Here is a 16,623-nt window from a genome sequence, read left to right as displayed (position 1 = left end):
GGAACATAACAAATGGCACAAGTAGGAACCGTCTATCTCGTAGGCGGCGCAGTACGCGATCAATTGCTCGGCATTGACAACTATGACCAAGATTATGTGGTGGTAGGCGCGACGCCCGAAGCGATGCTAAAAGCAGGCTATCAAGCGGTGGGCAAAGACTTCCCAGTATTCCTGCACCCCAAAACATCACAAGAGTATGCACTAGCGCGTACTGAACGCAAAAGCGGGCAAGGCTACACAGGCTTTGAGTGTCATTTTGCCCCTGACGTGACGCTAGAAGAGGATCTCCAACGTAGAGACCTCACCATCAATGCCATTGCCCAAGACAGCCTAGGAAAACGCTACGACCCATACGGTGGCGAGCAGGACCTTAACAATCGTGTATTACGACATGTCTCTGAGGCATTTAGCGAAGACCCGCTGCGCGTACTTCGTGTCGCTCGCTTTGCCGCTAAACTCGACCACCTTGGTTTTACTATCGCAGCAGAAACCCAGCAATTGATGAAAGAGATTGCCCAAAGCGGAGAACTCAAAACACTGACGCCCGAGCGTGTATGGAATGAGTGGCACAAATCGCTTTCAACACACTCACCGCAGCGCTTTTTAGAAGTACTGAGAGATTGCGGAGCCTTGCATGCACTGATTCCAGAGATCGATGTGTTATTTGGCGTGCCACAACCGGAAAAATGGCACCCAGAAATTGACACCGGCATTCATACATTGATGGTCGCAAAGCAAGCCGCTGAGTTAACTGACAATGTGCAAGTTCGCTTTGCCGCTCAAGTGCATGACCTAGGCAAAGGGATCACTCCCAAAGAAGAGTGGCCCAGTCATAAAATGCACGCGCAAACCGGTGTTGCGCTGATAAAAGATTTGTGTGAAAGACTCAAAGTGCCCAATAAGTTCAAACAGTTAGCTATGGTGAGCTGCAAACAGCACACCAATATCCATCGGGCGATGGAGCTCAGACCAGAAACGTTTATCAAGGTTTTGACTCAAATAGATGTATGGCGAAAACCTGAAGCGCTTGAGCATGTACTGCTAGTATGCCAAGCAGACCATCAGGGCCGATTAGGGTTAGAAACCCAACCTTATCCACAAAAAAGTCGATTTGAACAGGCATTTAAAGCCGCCGAAAGTGTGAGCATTCCACCGATTATTGAGGCTGGATTCAAGGGTGCAAATATTCGACAAGAACTGGATAGGCGCAGAGTGGCAGCGGTCAGAGAAGCCTTGAACGCCTGTCGCTGAAGACTAAAAAAGAGACACAAAAAAAGCAGCCGGCTTGCACCAAAGCTGCTTTTTTATTACCTGCTAAGCCTCTATTGCATGGTCAAAAATGCAAACAGACCAATACCCAGAGCCAGTCGATAAATCACAAATGGCGTCATACCCATTCGAGAAATCAGCTTTAAGAAAAAGTGAATACACAGATAAGCGCTGATAAAGGAGACCAAGATCCCCAATGCAATAGGACCCCACGTGACCGCTTCACCACTTGCGACCAACTTAGAGCCTAAGTAACCACCCGCTAAAAAGATGATTGGAATCGACATCAAAAATGAGAACCGAGCGGCTGCTTCACGGGTAAACCCAAGATATAAAGCAGCGGTGATAGTAGCTCCAGAACGAGACGTCCCTGGAATCATCGCCATCGCTTGCGCAAGACCGCATATTAGCGCCTGTTTCCATGTGGTTTGGTACTCATCTTGGTTTTGCGGAGCATTTTTGTCGGCATACCAAAGCAGCAAGCCAAATACGATAGTGGTAATGGCAATCACGTACGCGCTGCGCAGGTATAGCTCAATCAAATCGTTTAGGAACAGTCCCGCTAACCCTGCTGGAATAGTCGCTAAAATGATCATCCAAGCAAGTTTAGATTCTTTCGTCTGTTGTTTCTTAAACACCGATGCAAAGAACGCACGAAGCAGTGTTACTACTTCGTTTCTAAAATAAATCACTACCGCCGCTAACGTACCAACGTGCACAGCCACATCAAACGCAAGGCCTTGATCATCCCAGCCTAAAACCGCTGAGGGCAGGATGAGGTGAGCAGAGCTTGAGATAGGTAAAAATTCAGTAAGGCCTTGAATTAAGGCTAAGAAAAAGGCTTCGAAATAACTCATTTAACAATCCAGTTGAATGGGAGTAATAGGTTGTTGTACCAATAATTGATGCTGTCGTTGTTCCCATAATTGAGAGATGGAGGTCACCGTACCTGGAATGACCAAGTTCGGGGCTAACTCATACATAGGCAACAGCACAAACGCAAACTGATGAATATCCGCCCTCGGTATCGAGGGTGTATTAGAAATGAGGTCGTTAAATAGCAGAATATCAATATCGATGCTTCGATTTTGGTTCTTCTCGGCCAGTTCAGGTCGACCCAGCGTAAACTCAAGTTCGCGACAAAACGTGGCAACTTGCTCAAGCGATAGCTCAGTCTCCATTTCGACCACAAGATTCACAAACCTTGGCCCGTCAAAGCCAACGGCGTCACTTTGATATGCCGTAGAGCATCGGACCGCAGAGCTAACAGCCTTGATTGCTACAATCGCTTGAACACAATGTTTTAGAGGCTCTATATTGCTACCGAGCCCCAAATAGACTCGATTCAACGCTCACCTCGAGTAATCACAACACCCACACCAGCAGCCTGCGCAACCGCTCCTGGCTTGGTCAGTTTGATTCTCACCCAAGGCACTGAGAATTGAGTACGGATCAACTCGGCAACTTCTTCAGCCACACGCTCAACCAATAAAAACTGCCCCGATTCGATATGCTGGATCACCGCTTGTGACACCGAGAAATAGTCCAATGCGTCACTCACATCATCACTTTTTCCTGCCGGTGCATTGTCGTGCGCCATTTCAATGTCGAGCACCAATTTTTGCTTTATGGTCTGCTCCCAATCGTAAACACCAATAGTGGTAATGACTTCCAGTTGCTGTATAAATACCGAATCCATAACAATTCCTAATAAAGAGACGATTTTTGAGGTCGGATTCCTCAACATGTCGCGATGGCGTAATATACTACACCTTCACCCTAAACATACTCAATCATCTAGACAAAATGTAAGGAAGCGTATGTCCGCACTGACACTAATCATGATCGTTTTTTCCTACTTGCTAGGCTCGATCTCGAGTGCAGTGTTGATTTGTCGTGTTTTTGCTCTTCCTGACCCACGTAAAACAGGCTCGGGAAATCCTGGCGCGACTAATGTGTACCGTCTAGGAGGCAAGACCCCTGCGGCGCTGGTATTACTGTGCGATATGCTAAAAGGGACAATACCGGTTTGGCTTGCGTATTACTTGAACATCACCCCGTTCTTTCTAGGTGTTATTGGCATAACCGCGTGCTTAGGGCATATTTACCCTATCTTTTTTCATTTTGATGGTGGGAAAGGCGTTGCGACAGCCATTGGGGCAATTGCGCCTATTGGTCTCGATTTAACAGCAATGCTAATGGGGACTTGGTTAGTTGCAGCGTTCATTTTTCGATTTTCTTCGCTTGCGGCGATTATCGCGGCGCTGCTGGCACCGTTTTATACTTACTTAATCAAACCTCAATACACCATGCCTGTGGCCATGTTGTGCTGCCTGATCATCTGGCGACATCAAGACAACATTAAAAGACTATTCGAAGGCACCGAACCCAAAGTAGGAAAGCGCTAACCCATGTAGCGCTTTCACTGGTTTCTCGTTTCTCGCCTCTCGCTTCTCGACTCTAACTTGTCGCCTCTTCCTTCACAGGCGTTAACTGGTCAATAGGCCAACGCGGCATTGCTTTAACCGATAACGGCGCTGTATCGCCATTTTTGAGGCGCTGCATTCCTGCGTACGCAATCATTGCCCCATTATCGGTACAAAACTCTGTACGTGGGTAATAGACGTCGCCACCAATTTTATTGGCTAACGTTTCAAGTTCAACTCTTAACTGCTTGTTGGCGCTGACACCGCCGGCAATAACCACACGTTTCAGCCCAGTTTGTTGAAGAGCGCGTTTACACTTGATCACCAATGTCGCACACACCGCTTCTTGAAATGCATACGCAATATCGGCGCGAGTCTGTTCGCTATCATCATTGGCTGAAATAGTATTGGCGGCAAAGGTTTTAAGACCCGAAAAGCTCATATCGAGCCCTGGTCTGTCGGTCATTGGACGAGGAAACTTAAAGCGACCGGGTGTCCCTTTCTCTGCAAGACGAGAAAGTAAAGGCCCACCAGGGTAGTCGAGCCCCATTAACTTGGCCGTTTTATCAAACGCCTCGCCCGCGGCGTCATCAATGGACTCACCTAAGATGGTGTAGTCACCAATATTTTTTACTTCCACAATCATAGTGTGTCCACCAGACACCAACAGCGCTATGAAGGGAAAAGGAGGAGGATTATCTTCCAACATTGGGGCCAACAAGTGACCTTCCATGTGATGCACAGGGACTGCCGGAACATCCCATGCAAACGCCAAGCTGCGACCTATGGTTGCGCCCACAAGCAGTGCACCTACCAAGCCTGGGCCTGCGGTATACGCCACGCCATCAATATCGTCTTTGGTTAAACCGGCTTCTTTTAACGCTTCGCGAATCAGAGGTAAGGTTTTTTTAACGTGATCACGAGAGGCAAGCTCAGGCACGACGCCGCCGTAGTCTGCGTGCAGCTTGATTTGACTGTACAGCTGGTGAGACAATAGCCCTTGCTGGTCGTCATAGATTGCGACGCCCGTTTCGTCACAGGAGGTTTCGATACCTAAAATGCGCATGGTGAATCCAAATTACTAAAAACTTTGGCGAATCTTACCTGTTAATCCTCAAGCAAACAAATATTGCTGATTTTCTCGCACCAAATGCTTTACAAAGCCCCTCTGTTCGGATTAAAATTCCGCACCATTTTTGATCTAGCTGACACTTTCTCGCTCAATGTTGAGCAACATGAATCGTCAGCACAAACGAATAACCCCTGAGGTGAAAGGCATATGCCAGTAGTTAAAGTACGTGAAAACGAACCGTTCGACGTTGCACTACGTCGTTTCAAGCGCTCTTGCGAAAAAGCAGGTATCCTTTCTGAAGTGCGTCGTCGTGAGCACTACGAGAAACCAACTACCGTTCGCAAACGCGCTAAAGCAGCAGCTCAAAAGCGTCACGCTAAGAAGCTTGCTCGCGAAAACGCACGTCGCGTTCGTCTTTACTAATCAACAAACTGACGTTTAGTCACTGAGGTTTGATGATGGCTCTTATTGAAAGACTCAAAGAAGAGCAAAAATCTGCGATGAAAGCCAAGGACAAACCGCGCCTTGGCACAATTCGTTTAGCTCTATCTGCTATTAAGCAACGTGAAGTCGACGAGCGTATTACGCTAACGGACGACGACATTACTGCTGTTTTAGTAAAAATGGTTAAACAACGTCGAGATTCTGTCGCTCAATTTCAACAAGCAAATCGTACCGATCTTGCTGATGTTGAACTGGCCGAAATTGCTGTGCTAGAGGATTTTATGCCTCAACCGCTTAGCGATGATGAAGTAAGCGCGCTTATTGAAGCTGCGATTGCCGAATCTGGCGCTGCGGGCATGCAAGACATGGGCAAAGTAATGGGCGTATTGAAGCCACAGATTCAAGGACGCGCAGATATGGGGAAAGTCAGCGGACTCGTTCGCTCAAAACTTGGCTAACCCCACCCCGGTTTAGAACAAGCCGTGCTATTCTAAGAATGCACGGCTTGTTTTGTATCTAACGTCCTTATTTCTAGTAAAAATTTTACGGAGACAACCTTAAAGTCATGGCTGGCCATATTCCACGTAGCTTTATCGATGACCTCCTAAATCGCGTAGATATTGTCGATATCATCGACCCTCGCGTAAAACTAAAGAAAAAAGGTAAGAACCACGGCGCTTGCTGCCCATTCCATAACGAAAAAACCCCCTCTTTTAGCGTAAGCCAAGAAAAACAGTTTTATCACTGTTTTGGGTGCGGTGTGCATGGTAATGCCATTGATTTTCTTATGGAGTACGAACGCCTAGACTTTGTCGAAGCCATCGAAGAGCTCGCCTCCTTTTCCGGTGTCGAAGTCCCTCGAGAAGAGCGTTCTGGACACTTTCAAAAAGGTCCTACCGCCAACAGTGAGCAAAAACGTTCACTGTATGATTTGCTGGGCTCCATCTCTAACTACTATCGCAGCCAACTCAGCCAAGCCAGTGGCAAAATAGCCATCGACTACCTAAAAGATCGCGGTCTTTCTGGTGAGGTGGTGAAAAAGTTTGGCATTGGTTGGGTCGCAGACGAGTGGGATTCCGTTCGCAAGAACTTTGGCCAACAACCCGCGACTCAAGAGATGTTAGTGAGCGGCGGCATGCTCATAGAAAACGATCAGGGCAACCGCTATGACCGCTTCCGTGGTCGAGTGATGTTCCCTATTCGCGATCGACGTGGACGTGTCATTGGCTTTGGCGGCCGTGTGATTGGCGATGGCACGCCCAAATACCTAAACTCACCAGAAACTCCGATTTTCCACAAAGGCAAAGAGCTGTATGGATTGTACGAAGTGCTGCAAGCGCACCGCGAACCACGTGAAGTGCTTGTTGTTGAGGGGTATATGGATGTGGTGGCACTTGCTCAGTTTGATGTTGACTATGCGGTCGCGTCATTAGGCACGTCAACCACTGGTGATCACCTACAGCTGCTATTTAGACAAACCAATACCGTGGTCTGTTGTTACGATGGCGACCGCGCTGGTCGTGAAGCTGCGTGGCGAGCGTTAGAAAATGCGCTGAGCTATTTAAAAGACGGCAACACATTAAAATTTATGTTTTTGCCCGATGGTGAAGATCCAGATTCGTACATCCGTAAACATGGAAAACAACAGTTTGAGGCGCAAATTGCCTCAGCGACCCCAGTTTCGGAATATCTGTTCGATAACTTGCTCACCCAAGTTGACTCAGGTAACGAAGAAGGCAAGGCAAAACTGGCGGCACTGGCCAAGCCACTCATTGGTAAAATCCCATCCGATGCGTTGAGACAGCAACTCACCAAACGGCTTGGGGAGCGCATAGGTATTTTTGATCAGCGCCTGTTGAATCAAATGGCCCAACCAAGCCAGAAAAAGTCGACAATTCCTCGACCTCATCAAGAGATAAAACGTACCCCAATGCGAGAAGTGATTGCATTGCTACTTCAGCACCCTTCGTTCATCGAATTGGTCCCGAATCTTGATGCGGTTCGTGAACTAACCGTACCTGGGTTAAGTTTATTGTGTGAAGTGGTTGATATTTGTGTAAATACCCCCAATATCACCACTGGTCAGTTACTTGAGAATTGGCGCGGAACAAAACATGAGTCTTTGTTGTTTCGATTAGCGGCGTGGGATATCCCACTCGACGAAGACAACGAACAAACAATATTTATCGATTCATTGGACAAAATATTCGCCCAATGCGTTGAAAAGCAAATAGAAAACTTACAAGCCAAAGAGAGAAGTGTCGGCTTATCAGTCGATGAAAAAAGGGAGCTAGTCGCATTGATGCTAGACTTAAAGGCATGAATCCCTATCGAATGGCGCGTCAAGTGATATTTTGCTATAATGAGCGGTCTGCATTTCGCAAACTATAATTCTTTACCAGACCTAAAGTTGGATACCGTCTATGGATCAAAATCCGCAGTCACAGCTGAAGCAACTTGTTATAAAAGGCAAGGAGCAAGGCTATCTGACATACGCAGAAGTTAACGATCACCTACCTGCCGAAATCGTAGATTCGGAACAAGTAGAAGATATCATTCAGATGATCAACGACATGGGCATCAAGGTGGTGGAAAGCGCCCCTGAAGACGATGACATGTCTATCAACGATGACGATGCCGTTGTCGACGAGGAAGCAGTAGAAGCGGCTGCCGCTGCACTTTCAAGTGTAGAGAGCGAAATTGGCCGTACTACCGACCCTGTGCGTATGTATATGCGTGAAATGGGCACGGTAGAGCTGTTGACTCGCGAAGGCGAAATCGACATTGCAAAACGTATTGAAGACGGAATTAACCAAGTACAGCGCTCTGTTGCTGAATACCCTGGTACCATTCCTTACATCTTAGAGCAGTTCGACAAAGTACAAGCTGAAGAGATGCGTCTAACTGACGTGATCAACGGTTTTGTTGACCCTAACGATGATGAAACAGCTGCACCTACTGCGACACACGTAGGGTCAGAGCTGGCTGAAAACGACTTGAAAGACGAAGACGCAGAAGACAGCGACGACGACGAAGATGACGAAGAAGAAGATACCGGTATTGATCCGGAGCTTGCTCTAGAGAAGTTCACTTCACTTCGCAACTCATACCAAGATCTTCAGCTGGTCATCAACGAAAAAGGCCGTGATGGCGCAGACTACCAAAAGGCCAATACTGAGCTTTTGGAGATCTTTAGCGAGTTCCGTCTTACACCAAAACAGTTCGACCACTTGGTTAACGAATTGCGCACCTCTATGGACCGCGTTCGTACTCAAGAGCGTTTGATTATGCGTCAAACGGTAGAATACGGTGGAATGCCAAAGAAAGAATTTATTCAGTTGTTCACAGGCAGCGAATCAAACCAAGCTTGGTTTGATATCGTACTGGCGTCTGGCTCTTCGTACATTCCGAAGATCAAACGTAACGAAGAAGAAATTCGTCGCAGCATTCATAAGCTAAAGCAGATTGAAGAAGAGACCTCTTTAACCGTTCAAAACATTAAAGAGATCAGCCGTCGCATGTCAATTGGCGAAGCGAAAGCTCGTCGCGCCAAGAAAGAGATGGTTGAAGCGAACTTACGTCTGGTTATCTCGATTGCGAAGAAGTACACCAACCGTGGACTACAGTTCTTGGATCTTATCCAAGAAGGTAACATCGGTTTGATGAAAGCGGTTGATAAGTTTGAGTACCGTCGTGGTTACAAGTTCTCGACTTACGCTACATGGTGGATCCGTCAGGCGATCACTCGTTCAATTGCAGACCAGGCACGTACTATTCGTATCCCTGTTCACATGATCGAGACCATCAACAAGCTGAACCGTATTTCTCGTCAAATGCTTCAAGAAATGGGCCGTGAACCTCTACCAGAAGAACTTGCTGAGCGCATGCAAATGCCTGAAGACAAGATCCGTAAAGTATTGAAGATCGCGAAAGAGCCTATCTCTATGGAGACGCCAATCGGTGATGACGAAGATTCGCATCTAGGTGATTTCATCGAAGATACGACTCTAGAGCTTCCTTTAGACTCTGCAACATCGACCAGTCTAAAAGTCGCGACTAAAGACGTTCTTGCTGGATTAACACCCCGTGAAGCGAAAGTACTTCGCATGCGTTTTGGTATCGACATGAACACTGACCACACCCTAGAGGAAGTGGGCAAGCAGTTCGACGTTACTCGTGAGCGTATCCGTCAGATCGAAGCAAAAGCACTGCGTAAACTCCGTCACCCAAGCCGCTCAGAAACCCTGCGCAGCTTCTTGGACGAGTAATCGTTTGATGTAAAAGTGTTTAAAAGGTGAGCTTAGGCTCACCTTTTTTGTATCTACTGGTCTAAGTGGATAAAAACTAAGCGCAAATCCACCCTTTGCTCTCTAGACAGCCTGAGAAGCATCCCCTATAATCGTTCACCTATTCGGCCCCTTAGCTCAGTTGGTTAGAGCGCACGACTCATAATCGTTAGGTCCACAGTTCAAGTCTGTGAGGGGCCACCAAATACATAAAGGCCTGAGAGCGCATGCGTTCTCAGGCCTTTAGCTTTTGGGGTCAGAGTCAATTGACTCTGACCCCATTCCGGAAGCTCTGGATTAATTATGAACTGAGGCTATTCGCTAATTTGGCTCTAAAACTATGCATAAACATAGAATGTAGATTAAACTCTAAAAAATAACGTTGAACTGCAAATACGGGCCCCACATTAAATTCGAGCCTGAATAAGCGATCTCTAAGTCATCATGACTTGACGGCGTAAACGCAGCTTTTGATGATGTCCAGTCGTATTTAGCGCGCAGACCACCTTGTACTGAATACCCAAGCCCTTTTGATTCCAGCCAACGGCGCTGATAGATATACCCGAAGTCAATCGTCCCTGTTAGTGCTAGTGCGAATTCGCCAATGACATCTCTACCATCACCATTTAGTGCCTCTTGAATGGCGCTATCCGAGAACCCGTGTTGCACCGCACCAATGCCAAGAGTAGGCAGAAGGTAAATACCTTTGTAATCCAATTCGTAGCGGGAAGCGTAAGCCGCAGCATCACGACCAATCACAAACATATATTTCTTGTGTTCATAGTCTTCATCGAACGCGATACCGTGTAACCGTTCCGACGAAGTCTGTAAACCCAGTGCGCTAGGCATAGCGTAGTTTGTGTAACTCAGTCCCATGAAGTTACCACCTTCACTGAATACTAAAGTTTCAATGTTGACATATTTCGAATCAAACTCGCTAGTAACATTGCATCCACTCTGTAAACAGAAATTTTGATTACTGGATTTGAAATTAGCAGTGCCACTGGTTTTCATAATATCCATTTTAAAACGCAGTGTATCTGCACCCTTAAAAAAACCATCAAAGTCGACGAGGCCAGTTAAAATGTCTACAGATTCGCTTGCACCTTGTGTGTTACTTTCATCGGCTAAACTGGTTAAGTACTTTAGACTGACTTGAGTATCCTTTATTCGCCCCTGCAGGTAAACAGTGTGAAGTAATGAATCATCAATGCTGTATTTAGTTTCAATATCCTCGTTAACACTCTGCCAAGCTTCCCATTTATTCGCTTGGACCCCATAACCTCCCATAAATTCAAACATGCTCGCATTATTGTTTTCATTAGAATATGTTTCGGGTTCCGATAGTAAAGATGAGTCTATATAGTAAGTTGCCTTATCGTTGTTAAACCCTTGCTTAGCCGTGATTACGTATTGTCCGCCAATATAAAACACTTCAGGTTCAAATCCCCAGCTATTGTCTTCATTATTGGTGACAACGCGATAACTGCCTCCTTCTTCATCAAACTGATATAGATTTAGCCCTTTGTTTAAAGCGCTTACATATTCATAGACTGCAACGACACTTTTAGCCCGGTTTACAGGATATAAAGCCATTACGTTACGGCGATCAGAGCGACTATGAATCACGGTCGGCATTGTTTGCCAAGCCTTATCGCCATTCGCATTAAGATTGTAATAATTGCTATAGGCCAGTTGCTTACTTTGAGTGTCAATAATAGAAATGCCCAAGGTGCCAGCTAAGTTATTGTTGATAGTAGCGATGTCGGCACTGACAGGGAGTTCGATTTGTTGGGAGTCATTGACATCGTGAACTTCAATAGATTTGTTTGTGACGCAAATAAGCTCACCACGAACTGTAATACCTGTATCAAGTGAGTTACCACACAACGTTTTAGCTATTCGCCTTTGTGCCCCCTGCTCACTAGCGAAGTGATACTCATCACGACTAAAACTTTTTTTACCATCATTCTTAATATAACCTTGTTTGACTACTGCGTAACTTTTTCCTTTGTATCGAGCCCGTGCTATTACGCTTGCATCAGGATTGAAACGCATTACTTTGTTGCCTATTTCTAAATACCTATCACAGTTTTCTTTACAAGATTTCTTAGTATAAAAATGAATGGTAGGTGCGCCATTTTGTGACTTGAAACTCGACTCTAAATACAACTGTTCGCTTGGAGTGGTTATTTCGTATGCGCTTACATTTGAGAATGCAGCAGTGGCGAGTACGATGCCGAAGGCTCGAACCAAGTATTGCTTATAACTCATGCTCTATCCGTGTGAAATGATATATATATAAGATAAGGCAGCTACTAGCTGCCCATAGGGAGTAAATCTAAAACGAGATGCGGGTTGGTGTGCTATCTTGCTTAGGTTTTGTTGCGGCAGGTTTAACAGGAGTCGGAGTTTTGGGAGAACTGTAAACAATAGGAACACTGCGAACAAACGCATGCTTTGCCACATTATCCAACGACCCAGAAGTTAACTCAACGTAAGCAAGTTTAGGCAACACGCGACTAACACGCACTTGGCCAACTTTGGTTTCATTGTAGCCAAGAGACTCTTTTGTTATTGGGTCAATAATCTTTTCACCAAGTGAAAAGACATCAAAGCGCTGCCCCTGCTTGACTGTTTCACCACCAGAATTAAGCACTAAGCTGCCATCAGTATTCTTGATAAGCATAAGTGGGTAGATGTTCTCTTTTAGTTGATCAAACACTTTTCCTGCTGACAGTGTAATAAGCAAACTGAGGTTATTGCGACCGGAGGTGGTTGGAACTACGGCGCTCCACTTTACCTGCTGATTAACTCGATCGATTAACTTGTATTCGAGCAATACTTTAGAACGATAGGTGGTGGTGATATCTTCGATATATTCACCGGTTAATTTTACGGTCCTAGAGTTATCAGTGACAGATTTATGCGTATACGCTTCAATAACCCTTCCTTCGAGTACATAGTCTAAATTAGTGCTGTTTAAGTCAGTCAGTACCGAGAATTTGCGATCTTGAACAAAACGCGCTTCAACTTCACGTGCTATTGCCGCGGCCTTGGGGCCAGTAAAGGGGGCAATGGCGATAGTACGGCGATTTTTGTTTAGTGATTTTAAGTTCTTTTGACGTTCATAACCGTCAGGTACCGACACGTCAACACTTAGTCTTACTCGACACTCGTTTGCTTGACATTTCTCACTGATAATTCTGTAGGTGGCATTGCCTTGAGTGGTCACAGATTGGCCGTGTTGGGATTGGTTTTTAAAGTTTGAACCTTTATTGCTGTCTCGTTCATAGGAAGACTCGTTGATACGAATACTTTCAATCGAAACACCCTTCACCTGCTCGATTGACCGCCTAACAGCTTCATCAATTGCCTGTTGAAGTGATGCACCCGTACCCGTGTTCTCTACGTTGATTGTTTCGGCATGCGCGGAAACCGTCATCGCCACGCATAATGCCGCAGCGATGACGAGGGTGCGCCACCATTTGATCGGTGATTTCACGTTTTCCCTTATCGTTTAAAAGTCAGCTAAGTCGAAACCGTCGTCCGACTCATAGCTTTTTGAAGTAGTTGAATTGACGGGTTCATTAGCGTTAACCGTGCTTTGGTTAATATCGGTTGCGCGTTTACCACTTTGCAAGTTAATGGTTTCTTGCACCGCAATAGGGTGCCAAACCAACGCAACACCAACCATCTCTTTGCCACTAGCTGGATGTTTAGCGCGCCACTTATGTTGGAACGTCACACCATTTAGTCCGCTAACTTTTGCTGTCATCGCAGTACTGGCCTCTAGGCTAGAACGGATACTGTGCTGAATTCCCGTTGTAGCTGTACTTACAGAGCCTGGACCAACGAGTGTCGACATTCGTTCTTTTTCTGCTGTTTTAGCGGATAGCGCACTTTGGCTATATTCACCACTGAGATTATAAGCTGACGCCAGTGAACCCCAGGCATCTGATTCTGCAAAATCATATGCGGCTTTGCGTTCAAAGTAAGTCTCATCGGGATCGCTGCTATAGGTGACTCCGCTTTGCCCGTAGGCGATTAGCATCGGGTAGCCTTGAGCGTCATAATGAACACGTACACCTTTGTTTAAATAAGGGGCTGGATTCTCAGAAAGTGCGGCGTTAATGTTAGCAAACTTGGGGTTGGCTTTGTCAGGCGACGGCGCTATCTGACCATCAGAGTTAACCATATCCACAATTTGATCGCGCCTGTCAGCGGACAAAACCATAATGACGCCTACTGTCCCTTTGCCATTATCTAGATAGTTCTCAAAGGTTTTAGTGACGGTTAAGCCAGAAATATCACCATAGGCTGTGGTAACGGTTTTAGTTCCAAAGTATTGGCGTAATAAAGTTTGTTTCTTTTGCGGTGGCGAAGATTCAAATTTAGCAGCGTCAATACCCATCCCTTTCAATTGATTGAGGAGCGCGGTATCGACAACGGCTATCGCCTTATCCATAAGCTGTTCAAACGTCGACTGAGATTTAAATTCGTCGGCTGTTGGTTCTGGCAATCCGCGCTCTTTAAAAAACTCTTTAACGGTTTCTTGCATGACAGAGGTGTTAACGGTCTTTAGGTACTCCTCTCGCGCACTTGCAACAGCTTCATCTAGTGCATTAGCACGAAATATTGCCCAATCGGGATTATCTTTGGTTACAGGGATTTGTGCAGTACCACTGTAAAACTTAAACAAATGAGACTTGCCAGCATTAATAATCGATTGATTAGTCTTCGCTAAGTAACGTTCAATTTGTTGCTGTGTATCATCAGCAGGGCTACTCGCATCTTGAGTGATTTGCGCCGCTGTTTGCGCTGGCTCATCAATTTCGACGATAACTTGCTCATCAGTCTGACCAATAGCAGCAGACGTAAATGAGAAGCCTAACGCACTAACAAGTAGCGTCTGTTTAAGTGAATTTTTTGTTTTCATTTTTTTCATCTCTACCAGTTTACGCTCGAGCCATCAGCGATTTTACCTACTACCTCCTCACCTTCCCAATATGCAATCCCTGTTTTAAGGTGCGTTAACGAGAGTTGGAAGTAGTAATCGAGGCGAGTGTCACCATTATCTAACCTGTTGGTACGCTCCAAAATTTTACCGGTCATGCTAAAGTCTGGAGCAATCACCGTTTGTCCTTTATTGACGGTCGATTGATCAACCATGTCAGAGTCTTTAAGATCTCGGAAATCCTTTGTCGCACTGTCTTCACCAAATGCTGTTGTCATTGCAAACTTACCTGATCTCAGCATTTTTACGCGCAGACCCTTTGCAAGTTGGTCTGTATCAATTCTTTGCATAGTGTCGTTTTCGATATTACCCATATAAACAATAATCCGAGAGCCGTCTGCACGATCGAATCCTGGGCTAGCGTTTAGATCATCAATTAATATGCTGCTGGCACCATTGAAATCTGCGTATGACAACCCTGCAACGATATTACTCGATTGGTCCTTGGCATCGATAACCGTAGTAGGTGTAGAACAACCGGTAAGGGCAAGTGTTGAGGCAACAGTGGTTGCAATAAATAATAGGCGGTAATTAGACATATTTTGACCTTAAAGATTAATTATATTGATGATAGGTTCGACGTTTGCGACGGGAGCTTTTACATGCACAATATGGCTGTTCGCGGATTCGTCTAATTCGATGATATGTGATTGCCCGCCTATCTCTAACGTAAAGCTGTTTCCTACCTTATCAACCTGAGCCGTGTGATACTGACTTGGCAGGGCACTAAAGCTGCGAACATCTGCTGATGTAGTTGCAATCGAATAAAGGGACGCTGCCAACCCAAGTAATTCATCTTGCTCATTGAGTGCGACTTCTGCCGTCAATTTAACCAGCATGCGTGATATTTCTCGACTAAGGATGGTTGGAAATTCTTTATCAAATTCAGCCGCGATGATCCGATCCATATCGGCAACAATGGTACTTGATTCACCATTCACTCTAATTTCGGGATAGGCAGCACCACGCGCTTTTAGTCTTGGTAAAGCCATGCCGGTATAATTGGCTTTATTGGTTACTAGGAACAGCGGAATATCAACGCGTTTTTCTTCTTTAATTGATGATTGACCATTTTCAAATACTAGCCAAATCTTATTGTTGCGAGCATTTGTATTGCCCGCCGCTAATTGGCGCGCAAGTTCAAGATCTTTTTTCACCATTGGTGATGGCGAAAGACTATCGACTCTTTCAAAAGCCTCTATGGCTCTTTGGTAATCTGAGCGGCTTTTACCATGAATCAGATAATTGAGCCCAAAAGTATAAGTTGTAAAAGGATTGACGTAGCCCTGGTAGGGCTCCCATTTTCCCATTTGGAATCCGGCTCGTTGTAGCGCGATTTGAGTTTCTTTAGCCGTTAACGTTTGATCGATTTGCGCATTGATTTCATCCGATTGCGCTTGCTGTTGATTTGAGATCTGTTTTTCAAAATAATGAACCGCTCTTCTTTGTCTTTCTTCTGCCCTATTGAGCTCAACTCGAGCGTTTGCATAATCATTTTGAGCCAAAAACGCCCATGCTTTAGTCGTATTTAGCATCACACCATCATAATGAGACTGTTTATAACTAAGTTGAGCATCATTCGTTAATGTTGAGCCCATAATGGATGTGCTTCGTGAAAGGACACCTTCTAAGTCTTCATCTTTCATCATGTTTTCGCTTGCGTCTAAAATAGCAATCGAAGTGTCGACCTGACCTAATTGGGCTTGCGTTAGGCCGGCTTGAAGGCCCCAAAGTAAATCGTCGACGGTGCCATGTTTAGCATTGAAACCAGAGTGCTGAACTGCCATTGTAGAAGCGGTGACGTAATCCCCTTTCTCCATCGCATTATTAAAAGAAGAGAGCGTTTGTTTTTGGGTAATTGAGGCACAACCACCAAGGACTAAACAGCCAAAAGCAAATAAACACTGCTTTCGCATGCTATTTTTAGCAATAGACATTGAATTCCCTTTCCAATTTTAAATTTTTATTATGTTGAATTGACGCGTATTTTTCGTTTAGATCAAGGTTAACTTTTTAAATCGTATAGCGTCTAGTAATAAATAGGTCGCACACTAAATTGAAAGTAACGAGCTATTTTTAACTGTAATTAAATGTAACCCCCTCTTGTAT

Annotated in this window: 15 protein-coding genes and 1 tRNA gene; 7 read left to right on the top strand and 9 right to left on the bottom strand. The window is 45.4% G+C overall.

The annotated features are described in order from the left end of the window. Positions 1-12 precede the first annotated feature (12 nt). Positions 13-1,251, top strand: coding sequence for a multifunctional CCA addition/repair protein (locus ST37_RS19005; RefSeq protein WP_084889117.1), 1,239 nt, complete (start codon positions 13-15; stop codon positions 1,249-1,251). 71 nt (positions 1,252-1,322) lie between these two features. Here the strand turns inward: ST37_RS19005 and ST37_RS19000 are convergent, their stop codons facing one another. From ST37_RS19000 to folB, 3 genes are read right to left on the bottom strand one after another with little or no spacing between them, the layout of a single operon-like run. After that, entirely contained in the window at positions 1,323-2,126 is an 804-nt protein-coding gene (locus ST37_RS19000) for an undecaprenyl-diphosphate phosphatase (RefSeq protein ID WP_084889116.1), read from the bottom strand. Then, positions 2,127-2,618 (bottom strand): 2-amino-4-hydroxy-6-hydroxymethyldihydropteridine diphosphokinase, encoded by a 492-nt coding sequence (folK, locus tag ST37_RS18995; protein WP_084889115.1) that lies wholly within the window; start codon positions 2,616-2,618, stop codon positions 2,127-2,129. Next, positions 2,615-2,968 carry a bifunctional dihydroneopterin aldolase/7,8-dihydroneopterin epimerase gene (gene folB, locus ST37_RS18990; RefSeq protein WP_084889114.1) on the bottom strand — a complete coding sequence of 118 codons (354 nt, stop codon included), beginning with the start codon at positions 2,966-2,968 and terminating at the stop codon, positions 2,615-2,617. The genes folK and folB overlap by 4 nt, the downstream gene beginning before the upstream one ends. A 121-nt stretch (positions 2,969-3,089) precedes the next feature. On the opposite strand from folB, the gene plsY reads away from it, so the two are divergent. Then, positions 3,090-3,677: a glycerol-3-phosphate 1-O-acyltransferase PlsY gene (gene plsY, locus ST37_RS18985; RefSeq protein WP_084889113.1), complete on the top strand. Its 588-nt coding sequence runs from the start codon at positions 3,090-3,092 to the stop codon at positions 3,675-3,677. Between the two features lie 52 nt (positions 3,678-3,729). On the opposite strand, the gene tsaD is transcribed toward plsY, so the two are convergent. Beyond that, positions 3,730-4,761, bottom strand: coding sequence for a tRNA (adenosine(37)-N6)-threonylcarbamoyltransferase complex transferase subunit TsaD (gene tsaD, locus ST37_RS18980; RefSeq protein ID WP_084889112.1), 1,032 nt, complete (start codon positions 4,759-4,761; stop codon positions 3,730-3,732). 213 nt (positions 4,762-4,974) lie between these two features. On the opposite strand from tsaD, the gene rpsU reads away from it, so the two are divergent. The 5 genes from rpsU (at position 4,975) to ST37_RS18955 (ending at position 9,701) form a co-directional block, all read left to right on the top strand. After that, positions 4,975-5,190: a 30S ribosomal protein S21 gene (gene rpsU / locus ST37_RS18975; protein ID WP_001145625.1), complete on the top strand. Its 216-nt coding sequence runs from the start codon at positions 4,975-4,977 to the stop codon at positions 5,188-5,190. Between the two features lie 35 nt (positions 5,191-5,225). Then, positions 5,226-5,669 carry a GatB/YqeY domain-containing protein gene (locus ST37_RS18970; RefSeq protein WP_084889236.1) on the top strand — a complete coding sequence of 148 codons (444 nt, stop codon included), beginning with the start codon at positions 5,226-5,228 and terminating at the stop codon, positions 5,667-5,669. A gap of 107 nt (positions 5,670-5,776) precedes the next feature. Further along, positions 5,777-7,534 (top strand): DNA primase, encoded by a 1,758-nt coding sequence (dnaG, locus tag ST37_RS18965; protein ID WP_084889111.1) that lies wholly within the window; start codon positions 5,777-5,779, stop codon positions 7,532-7,534. A 100-nt stretch (positions 7,535-7,634) separates the two neighbouring features. Next, positions 7,635-9,479, top strand: a complete 1,845-nt coding sequence (gene rpoD / locus ST37_RS18960) for an RNA polymerase sigma factor RpoD (protein ID WP_084889110.1) — start codon at positions 7,635-7,637, stop codon at positions 9,477-9,479. A gap of 145 nt (positions 9,480-9,624) precedes the next feature. Further along, positions 9,625-9,701: transfer RNA gene (locus tag ST37_RS18955), tRNA-Ile, on the top strand. Positions 9,702-9,866: 165 nt separating this feature from the next. Here ST37_RS18955 and ST37_RS18950 read toward each other — a convergent pair. The 5 genes from ST37_RS18950 to ST37_RS18930 all read right to left on the bottom strand — a co-directional run bounded on the left by ST37_RS18950 (position 9,867) and on the right by ST37_RS18930 (position 16,451). Then, a complete protein-coding gene (locus tag ST37_RS18950) occupies positions 9,867-11,771 on the bottom strand; it encodes a hypothetical protein (protein ID WP_084889109.1) in 1,905 nt (634 codons plus the stop codon). 67 nt (positions 11,772-11,838) lie between these two features. Beyond that, positions 11,839-13,002, bottom strand: coding sequence for a hypothetical protein (locus tag ST37_RS18945; protein WP_084889108.1), 1,164 nt, complete (start codon positions 13,000-13,002; stop codon positions 11,839-11,841). Positions 13,003-13,017: 15 nt separating this feature from the next. After that, on the bottom strand, positions 13,018-14,436 hold the full coding sequence (locus ST37_RS18940; protein WP_143698253.1) for a DUF6844 domain-containing protein: 1,419 nt from the start codon (positions 14,434-14,436) through the stop codon (positions 13,018-13,020). 11 nt (positions 14,437-14,447) lie between these two features. Further along, complete coding sequence (gene lpoB, locus ST37_RS18935) at positions 14,448-15,053, bottom strand: penicillin-binding protein activator LpoB (RefSeq protein ID WP_084889106.1); 606 nt, start codon at positions 15,051-15,053, stop codon at positions 14,448-14,450. A gap of 9 nt (positions 15,054-15,062) precedes the next feature. Further along, complete coding sequence (locus tag ST37_RS18930) at positions 15,063-16,451, bottom strand: hypothetical protein (RefSeq protein ID WP_084889105.1); 1,389 nt, start codon at positions 16,449-16,451, stop codon at positions 15,063-15,065. Between the last annotated feature and the right edge of the window lie 172 nt (positions 16,452-16,623).

Origin of the sequence: Vibrio sp. qd031, from assembly GCF_002100145.1 — a bacterium.
Classification (GTDB): Bacteria; Pseudomonadota; Gammaproteobacteria; order Enterobacterales; family Vibrionaceae; genus Vibrio.
The sequence above is the reverse complement of the archived record's forward strand: the minus strand, read 5'-3'. Positions and strand labels throughout refer to the sequence as shown.

Coding starts and splice junctions, on each gene's coding strand:
- tsaD (WP_084889112.1), bottom strand. CDS start 4,761: ATGCGCATTTTAGGTATCGAAACCTCCTGTGACGAAACGGGCGTCGCA.
- folB (WP_084889114.1), bottom strand. CDS start 2,968: ATGGATTCGGTATTTATACAGCAACTGGAAGTCATTACCACTATTGGT.
- ST37_RS18950 (WP_084889109.1), bottom strand. CDS start 11,771: ATGAGTTATAAGCAATACTTGGTTCGAGCCTTCGGCATCGTACTCGCC.
- dnaG (WP_084889111.1), top strand. CDS start 5,777: ATGGCTGGCCATATTCCACGTAGCTTTATCGATGACCTCCTAAATCGC.
- ST37_RS19005 (WP_084889117.1), top strand. CDS start 13: ATGGCACAAGTAGGAACCGTCTATCTCGTAGGCGGCGCAGTACGCGAT.
- ST37_RS18940 (WP_143698253.1), bottom strand. CDS start 14,436: ATGAAAACAAAAAATTCACTTAAACAGACGCTACTTGTTAGTGCGTTA.
- lpoB (WP_084889106.1), bottom strand. CDS start 15,053: ATGTCTAATTACCGCCTATTATTTATTGCAACCACTGTTGCCTCAACA.
- rpoD (WP_084889110.1), top strand. CDS start 7,635: ATGGATCAAAATCCGCAGTCACAGCTGAAGCAACTTGTTATAAAAGGC.
- ST37_RS18970 (WP_084889236.1), top strand. CDS start 5,226: ATGGCTCTTATTGAAAGACTCAAAGAAGAGCAAAAATCTGCGATGAAA.
- ST37_RS18930 (WP_084889105.1), bottom strand. CDS start 16,451: ATGTCTATTGCTAAAAATAGCATGCGAAAGCAGTGTTTATTTGCTTTT.
- ST37_RS19000 (WP_084889116.1), bottom strand. CDS start 2,126: ATGAGTTATTTCGAAGCCTTTTTCTTAGCCTTAATTCAAGGCCTTACT.
- rpsU (WP_001145625.1), top strand. CDS start 4,975: ATGCCAGTAGTTAAAGTACGTGAAAACGAACCGTTCGACGTTGCACTA.
- plsY (WP_084889113.1), top strand. CDS start 3,090: ATGTCCGCACTGACACTAATCATGATCGTTTTTTCCTACTTGCTAGGC.